Below are 2,476 nucleotides of genomic sequence, written 5' to 3' on the forward strand. Positions count from 1 at the left end.
GTAAGCGTCGTTCTCAGGCCACGGCTTTGAGGTCGTGACGGCAATAGGCCCACGGAAGCAGCTCATCGATGTTGCTGTTTGGATGGCCGTTGACGATCCTGGTGAGGGCATCGGTCAGATAGGCAAGCGGATCGACATCGTTCAGCTTACAGGTTTCGATCAGGGAAGCGATGATGGCCCAGTGCTCGGCGCCGCCGTCGGAGCCTGCGAACAGCGCATTCTTCCGGTTGAGCGTGATCGGGCGGATTGATCGCTCGACCGCGTTGTTGTCGAGCTCGATACGGCCATCTTCGATGAAGCGCGTCAGGCCTTCCCAGCGTGAGAGCGCATAGCGGATGGCGTCGGCTAGCTTGCCCTTTTGGCTGATCAAAGCGAGCTTTGCGCGGAGCCACCGTTCGAAGGCTTCCGCCAGCGGCCGACCCTTCTGCTGCCGGACGAGGCGGCGCTCCTCGGCGCTGCGGCCACGGATGTCCTTCTCGATCGCGTAGAACTCGGCGATGTGCTGAAGCGCTTCGCTTGCGATGGGCGCGGGACCGGGTGTGGCAAGTTCGTAGAAGTTACGCCGCATATGCGACCAGCAGAATGCAAGCTGAACCTCGCCACGCTCGGCGAGCTTGCCATAGCCGGCATAGCCATCGACCTGCAGGATCCCCTTGAAGCCTGCAAGATGGGCGATCGGTCGGTCGGCTTTGCGATCGGGCGCATAGACATAGGCGACGCCCGGCGGATCGGCGCCGCCCCATGGTCGGTCGTCCGCCGCATAGGCCCAGAGCTGACCGGTCTTGGTGCGCCCGCGGCCGGGATCGAGCACCGGCATCGTCGTTTCATCGGCAAACAGCTTTGGCCGTTGTCTGAGCTTGCCAAGGAGGCGCTCATGCAACGGACGCAGGTGGAAGGCAGCTTGTCCCACCCAGTCCGCCAACGTCGAACGATCGAGCTCAATGCTCTGGCGGGCGTAAATCTGGGCCTGCCGGTAGAGCGGCAGGTGATCGGCATATTTGGAGACCAGGACCTGGGCGACGGTGGCCTCGGTCGGTAATCCGCCCTCGATCAGCCGGGCCGGGGCCGGCGCCTGCATGATGCCGTCCTCGCAAGCCCGGCAGGCGTATTTGGGACGCCGGGTCATGAGGATCCGGAACTGCGCCGGGACCAGGTCCAGCCGCTCGCTCCGATCCTCGCCGATCCGGTGCAACTCGCCCTGGCAACAGGGACAGGTCTTGTCCTCGATGTCGACGACGACCTCGATCCGCGGCAGGTGCGTCGGCAAGGCACCACGGTTGCCGCGGCGCTTGCGAGCCCGCGCCTCACGGCCTTCAGGTGCGCTCACGTCCTGCGCCGTCTCGCTGTACGCTGCCACTTGCTCGACGTCTTCCAGGCCCAGCAGCATCTGATCTTCAGGCAGCGTCTCTGCCCGCCGGCCAAACCGATGCCGCTGCAATTCCTTGATGATCTGACGCAGCCGCTCGCTCTCGCACCGCTCGGCGAGCAGCATCGCTTTCAGCGTCTCGGGATCGTCAGGCAGGGCGTCGCTCACACCCAATTCAGAGCATATTCGCCGCCATCTGGCGACGCGTCCGACGCTCCTGATTCACTTCGCCGCAGCGCCGCCAACAGCTATCCGGCCTGCGTTGGCTTCGACGTTTCCCGTGCCTCGTGCACAAGCCGCCAGTCGAGCCCCTCCAGCAGCGCCGACAATTGCGCCGCCGACAGACGCATCACACCGTCCTCGATCTTCGGCCAGCGGAAGATTCCATCCTCGAGCCTCTTGGCGAACAGACACAAACCCGTTCCGTCCCAGAACACCAGCTTGATCCGGTCCGCCCTCTTGGCCCTGAACACATAGACAGCTCCTGAGAATGGGTCAGCCCCCATACTCTCGCGCACCAGGGTAGCAAGCCCCTCCATTCCCTTGCGGAAGTCTACCGGTTTGGTCGCCACCATCACCCGGACCGCACCCGACGGACCGATCACCGGCTCGCCTTCAGCGCCTGGACGATCGACGCAATCATCGTTGGGTCCGCACCACGACCGGCCCGGATCGTGATGCCGTCGACTTCGATCTCGATGATCCCGCTATCTGCCTTGCGCACCACTTTACGCTCCTGGTGAGCTGCCGGCGCCGGTACCACGGCCTCCACCACCGCTGGCACAAACTGGACTTTGTCCGCTTCGGAATGACCGCCTGCTGCTTCTCGCAACTGGCGGCGCCAACCAAACAACTGCTGCGGCGACAATCCATGCCGTCGGGCCACGGAACACACCGAGTCGCCACTCGCCACGATCTCGGCGACGATCCGCGCCTTGTCGTCGTCGCTCCACTTCCGCCGACGACCGGCTCCGGTGAAGACCTCAAGCCGCCGCACCGGCTCCGCGATAGCACTATGCACTGTGTCCATTCTAAGCCTAACGGTCCGAACAAACCGCAGACTCGCAGATCACCCCGTCATCCGGTAGGTGGCCGCTGAACAGCGCTTAC

Annotated in this window: 3 protein-coding genes; all 3 read right to left on the reverse strand. The window is 64.1% G+C overall.

Annotated elements, in window-relative coordinates; all coding sequences use genetic code 11:
• Positions 1-13: 13 nt before the first annotated feature.
• The 3 genes from tnpC to tnpA all read right to left on the reverse strand — a co-directional run bounded on the left by tnpC (position 14) and on the right by tnpA (position 2,396).
• Entirely contained in the window at positions 14-1,492 is a 1,479-nt protein-coding gene (gene tnpC / locus AB4Z51_RS44695) for an IS66 family transposase (protein WP_441499744.1), read from the reverse strand.
• A 122-nt stretch (positions 1,493-1,614) separates the two neighbouring features.
• On the reverse strand, positions 1,615-1,971 hold the full coding sequence (gene tnpB / locus AB4Z51_RS44700; RefSeq protein WP_135179688.1) for an IS66 family insertion sequence element accessory protein TnpB: 357 nt from the start codon (positions 1,969-1,971) through the stop codon (positions 1,615-1,617).
• A complete protein-coding gene (gene tnpA / locus AB4Z51_RS44705) occupies positions 1,968-2,396 on the reverse strand; it encodes an IS66-like element accessory protein TnpA (RefSeq protein WP_135179689.1) in 429 nt (142 codons plus the stop codon). Before tnpA ends, tnpB begins: the two co-directional genes overlap by 4 nt.
• Positions 2,397-2,476 lie beyond the last annotated feature (80 nt).

The organism is Bradyrhizobium sp. 2TAF36 (assembly GCF_052114925.1).
GTDB classification, from domain to species: Bacteria; Pseudomonadota; Alphaproteobacteria; order Rhizobiales; family Xanthobacteraceae; genus Bradyrhizobium; species Bradyrhizobium barranii.